At 50.6% G+C, this 4,216-nt stretch carries 3 protein-coding genes; all 3 read right to left on the bottom strand.

All coding sequences use genetic code 11. The features are described 5' to 3' along the window. Positions 1-256 precede the first annotated feature (256 nt). Genes AC9UEO_RS13380 through AC9UEO_RS13370 form a run of 3 tightly spaced genes read right to left on the bottom strand, consistent with a single transcriptional unit; the run spans position 257 to position 4,105 of the window. Positions 257-2,407, bottom strand: coding sequence for a portal protein (locus AC9UEO_RS13380; RefSeq protein WP_509534493.1), 2,151 nt, complete (start codon positions 2,405-2,407; stop codon positions 257-259). A 20-nt stretch (positions 2,408-2,427) separates the two neighbouring features. Next, entirely contained in the window at positions 2,428-3,705 is a 1,278-nt protein-coding gene (locus tag AC9UEO_RS13375; RefSeq protein WP_509534491.1) for a PBSX family phage terminase large subunit, read from the bottom strand. Further along, positions 3,698-4,105: a hypothetical protein gene (locus AC9UEO_RS13370; RefSeq protein ID WP_509534488.1), complete on the bottom strand. Its 408-nt coding sequence runs from the start codon at positions 4,103-4,105 to the stop codon at positions 3,698-3,700. Before AC9UEO_RS13370 ends, AC9UEO_RS13375 begins: the two co-directional genes overlap by 8 nt. Positions 4,106-4,216: the final 111 nt, after the last annotated feature.

Below are 4,216 nucleotides of genomic sequence, written 5' to 3'. Positions count from 1 at the left end.
CCACTTGGTTCACTCTGGCTTACCTCTTCGGTCGGTTCTGCTGGAGTTTCCTCTACGGCAGCCGCGGCTTCTGAAGGTAATGGATCAGCTAAACCCATTCGTTTGGCGTTAAATTCCGCTAAATTTTCACTTGTAACCACATTGGCTGCAAGTCGTTCTGCTACTTCTGACATTGAGTTTTCTCAAAGAATTTGCCCCGTGAACCCCACGGGTAAGGGTTGTGGGTTTATACCACAAGATTATTCATTCGTCAAGCTTATTGCATAGGTTGTTGTTCCATTGGCTGCATTTGTTCTTGCTGCGTAAACGGGTTAGCTTCGTGCCCAATGTCCGCTGCTGCAATGGTTGCATATTGGGCTTGTTCTGCGTTGCGCTTTTCAATTTCTTGCATAAGGCGGTTTGTGTCCATGTTGTGCAACAACAATTCCACAATCGCTTCGATTTCCGTTTTATTCTGGCTTGTAAGTGAACGGGTGTTTTGGTCGTTAACTCTGACTTCCGCCATTGTTTCGGTGTTGTGCGCCCTAGCGGTAACGTCCATAAGCTTGCGCTTGGTTGCGCCTTCTTCGCGTATCTGCGCCACTTGTCCGCGGTTGTTGATTTCAAGCTGTGCGGCCTGGAGCTGCTGCTGCATCTCTTGCATTTGCTTTTTGTTGTTTGCCAATTCCATTTGGACCTGGGGCGGAATGTCGGATTGTTTGTCTACCTGGGCCATTGGGTTCATGGATGCCAGGCGGTCCGCAATTACGTCCGCACCTGGGAAGTCCATATTCCTAAATACCAGGTCGCCAGCGATATTAAACAATTGCTCGTTACCCGTTAGCAGCGGCATCATGGCTTCGACTGCTTGCTGGCGCTTAGTCTGGAATCCTGGTCCAGTATCCATTACTACGTCGTATTCGCCGACTGTCACATCATTTAGCACCTTGCCCACTTCGGTTTTCTCGTTAATCGTGGTCATGTCAGGTTGACCGTCCGATCCAATGATCCGCATTACGCGGTTTGTGTCGTAGATGTACGGGATTAAATCCAGGATGATTTTGCCCGTATGACGGATCGACCTGGTCATGTTGTCGTAGAAGTGGAAATTCGATAAGTCAACCTGGCTTTGCTGCCCAGCCAATGCCTTGCCCGAAATGTTGCCCGATGGCAGCTGGTTCGGATCAAGTATGCCCAGGACCATTTGCAAGTCGGCGGATATAGCTCCAGCTGCTTCCATAATGCCAGCGGGCGGTGCTTCTGGCTGCAGTCTTTGCGGAATGGGCGCTGCCACGCCTTCAATATCTTTTTGCTTGTAGCGTAGGACAGGGCTGGATTTGATGTTAGCCAATGCCCATTCGTTTTCGTGGCCTTCGTCCTGGCCTTCTGCCAGCAACCATTTCGCCTTTGGAGCTAGCGCAACCGATTCAGTCATGCTGGTGCGCCAGAAGTTATACATCCGCTGAGGGTCTTTTGCAAACCGTACCAGGCCGTAGCGCTTGCGGCGATCGTCCACGATTACTTGTGCGCCATAGCACGGAACAACGGGAATATATTTGCCAGCCCAGGTTTTCTCTTCCAAGATTTCCAGGGCGGTCATCTTGCACCATTTAACAGCCTTGCGGAATGTGTCGCGCTCATCCACCACGGACAAGCCCATTGCTTCGACCTTTTCGAAGAAGTTAGCAGAATCGGCAAAGTGGACCGTGTTATCGCTTAATTGGTAAAGCTTGGCGCGTTCGCGTTCTACATAAAAGTATTCAGCTATGCGAATGTCTTCCTTGGTGATCCAGCTGGCGGTGTCATCACCCGTTGATCGTTGGGTGAAGTTAGCGCCATCGTCTGCGTCTGGGTAATATTCACGAAACACCTTCTTATCCATTACGGTCGTGATCAGGCACTTTTCAGCGTCCGATCCGTCAGGCAGCACGGAGTTAGGGTCAAAGTAAACGGTAAACGGATTGTCGATTGTGTCGATGTAGATTTCTTGATCGAACGAATCTTCGCTAACGTAGCGGGTATTAATGCGCCAGTAACCCCAGCCCATCCGCACGGCATAGTCGAAGGCCGTATCGTAGGCCGTATCAGCGTTTGAATTGACTTCAATGTGCCTGGTCATGCCTTCGATCACCTGGGCGATTTTGTAATCTGCCAGGTTGTTTACTGGCTGCACTTTGATCCTGGGGCGCTGCATACGCTGCTGGTTTGTCACCTGGCGGATGTAGGCATCGATCTTGTTAATCGTCAAACAAGGGCGGGCTTCCACGTTGCGCGAGTTCTGTATCTCCACGGGCCATTGGTCACCAGCTGCAAACTTAATATCTTGCAAAGCTTCGGCGCGGTTTGCAGAGTCCGCATCGTTACTTAAATGCCAAAAGTCTATTGCCTTCTGTATACGCTCGTCTTTAGCTTCGTTTGTTCGTGCCATTGGTGTACCTCTTTAATTTATTATCCCATCCAACCAGCGACCATTGCAACCTGGGCCTTGGCCTTTTTCGGTGCTGGTTCTTTAATCATTAGCGCAATGTAGCGGAATGCGTCCGCCCCGTGCGAGTAGTGATCATGCAACGGGGTTCGACTGAACTGGCCCGATACTGGATCGACTTCATATCTGTAATGGCGTAGGCAATCGATCCCTTCGGCAGCATTATCGCGGTCGAAGTAGCAGCTGGGGAATATGGTCCTGGCAGCGTTGATTGAGTCCAGGATCGGCACACGGGGCAATATCTGGGTTTTGTATCCAGCTGCCCGCACTATGTCATCAATGGACCGACCAGCTGCAGCCAGGGTTTTATTCTCCGCATCGTGTGGCAGCCATACCTTGTCGTACACATAACCAAACGTTTGCATGGTCGCCAGGTAATGGCTAATGGTCTTCTGGCTGTCTTCGATGTAGCGGATTAGCCTGGTTTCCATGCCCACGAACTGCAAAAACCAAATGGCGGTGCTATCTGCCCATCCCAGGTCAAACACGGCATGAACTGGTTTGGTTGCGTCATACGGTACTTTGCACAACCGCCCGTCCAGTTCCGCTTGCTGCAGCTCCTTGGCAAAGATCGCCCCATCGACTGATTGGCGGCATAGCCCTTCCCATACCTGGTTGTATGCTTCTAGGTCGCGCTCTTTCAATGCGTCCTTTTCCAGCATCAATGTATCTGGAAACCAGGGGTTATCGCTCCAGTTAATTTTGATCTGGATGCAATCCGCGGGCGGCTTTAGCACAAACCGCTGGTAAGTTTCGTCTGTCTCCAGCTCTGGGTTAAAGCTAATCCATATCTCGCTGCCCTGTTTGCGGATGGTTGGGATTAGGATGTTCCAGGATAAGCGGCTGGTTGTCTGGGCTTCTTCCACCCAAACCACATCCACACCTTCATAACTTTTTATGTTTGCCACGTTGTTGCGTAGGCCGACAAAGGCAAACTCTGTTCCGTTCTTGCCGCGGATGCTGTTTTGGGTTATCTCATAAAACCCCAGCAGCCCAAGCGCTTCTATCTGGTCGCATAGCAGCTTGTGGACGCTGTCTTTGATAGATGTTTGGAATTCCCTGGCGCAAAGGATTCGCATCGGGTCTTTAGCGCCTTTGATCAGTAGCGCCCTGGCTATGCCCCAGCTCTTTGCTCCACCCCGTCCACCGTATGCGACTTTGTAGCGGCTTTTCTCAAACAAGCCCTTGAGCTTAATTGGGAATTCCGCTTTAGCTATCGCCTGGTTGACTATGTCATTCATTCGGCTTTACAAATGTGACCTGGATTCCCTGGAGTAGCGGTGCGCCGTTCTCGCCCGTGATCTCTGTTTTGGTGCTTTCCCGATACTTCTTGGGAAATCGTGCAGCCATTGATCTGGACCAGATCGCGCTGTTTAGCTTTGATCCGTCTTTGTTCTCGACCATCATGTTTTGGGCTATGTTTTCCCACCAATCAAGCTCTAACTCTTTAGCTAGCTCCAAGGCGCGTAAAAATTCTGGAAATTCATCTCTCCAGTTATACATTGTCTTTGTGCCCACCCCGATTTGTGCAGCAATTTGTTCTATAGATTTGCCTAGTCTGCCCAGCTCAATAATCCTTTCGCAGTAAGCGGGATCATATTGGCTTGGGCGGCCTACGGGGCGCTTAACTTCTTCTGTCATTTTTTAGCTGTCTTAGCGGATTGTTTAAATGCTGCAGCTGTGGGTGCGCCCTTAGTGCCAGGCGAACGCATACGTTCTACGGGCTTGCCTTCGGCCTTTTGTTTGGCTATC

Origin of the sequence: Limnohabitans sp., from assembly GCF_040401495.1 — a bacterium.
GTDB lineage: Bacteria > Pseudomonadota > Gammaproteobacteria > Burkholderiales > Burkholderiaceae_C > Limnohabitans.
Note: the sequence above shows the minus strand (reverse complement) of the source record. Positions and strands in the feature narration are given on the sequence as shown.

Coding starts and splice junctions, on each gene's coding strand:
- AC9UEO_RS13380 (WP_509534493.1), bottom strand. CDS start 2,407: ATGGCACGAACAAACGAAGCTAAAGACGAGCGTATACAGAAGGCAATA.
- AC9UEO_RS13375 (WP_509534491.1), bottom strand. CDS start 3,705: ATGAATGACATAGTCAACCAGGCGATAGCTAAAGCGGAATTCCCAATT.
- AC9UEO_RS13370 (WP_509534488.1), bottom strand. CDS start 4,105: ATGACAGAAGAAGTTAAGCGCCCCGTAGGCCGCCCAAGCCAATATGAT.